1 protein-coding gene and 1 pseudogene are annotated in these 681 nt (G+C 55.1%); both read right to left on the bottom strand.

Annotation, left to right across the window (positions count from 1 at the left end):
- Nucleotides 1-442 (bottom strand): recombinase family protein (locus B5F88_RS19910; RefSeq protein ID WP_242959908.1); only part of this gene is annotated, 442 nt, incomplete at its 3' end.
- Nucleotides 443-465: 23 nt separating this feature from the next.
- Nucleotides 466-681 (bottom strand): annotated as a pseudogene (locus B5F88_RS19905) (recombinase); the annotation flags it as partial.

Below are 681 nucleotides of genomic sequence, written 5' to 3'. Positions count from 1 at the left end.
CGCTGGACTCTGTCAGCGTATTGATATTTTCCTTTTCGAAGATGACCCCGATCCCCCTGGCCTTCAGCATCCGTACCGTCTCCAGGCAGTCCACTGTATTTCGTGCGAAACGGGAGAGGGATTTTGTTAGGATGAGGTCGATCCCGCCCCGCTTGCAGGCGGTGATCATCCGGTTGAATTCTTTTCGCTTCTTCATACTGGTCCCGGTGATCCCCTCGTCCGCGAAGATCCCGGCCAGTTCCCAATCCGGGGATTCCTCAATTTTCTGGGTGTAGTAGGCTTTCTGGGCGGTGTAGCTGTTGATCTGCTCCTCGCTGTCGGTGCTGACCCGGCAGTAAGCCGCCACCCGCTGCCTGCCATGGAGTCTCGTCTTGTTGCCTGCTACATTGGACCGTAATGCCGGAATGCGGTGGACGGTGCGTTCCAGTGATGATTGTTCCATTTTGCTGTCCTTTCTGTTCCTAATCAAAAGTGTACGGTGATTGCGTTATCTGTTCCGATTATGATATGGGAGACCGTACGTTCGAAGCGTTCCCAGTCGATTTGGTCGGGCTGCGTTTGGCTTACAGCCGTATCCACACCATCATCACAGCAGGCATACCGGGCAGCTGCCCCTTGCAGGATGTGGGAGAGAGCCTCCTTACCGTCTCCTGGCTGTTCCAACGCCCGGTTAATGGCATT

The sequence above is a fragment of the Flavonifractor sp. An306 genome, from assembly GCF_002159455.1.
Classification (GTDB): domain Bacteria; phylum Bacillota; class Clostridia; order Oscillospirales; family Oscillospiraceae; genus Flavonifractor.
This window is presented reverse-complemented; position numbering and strand designations above follow the sequence as displayed.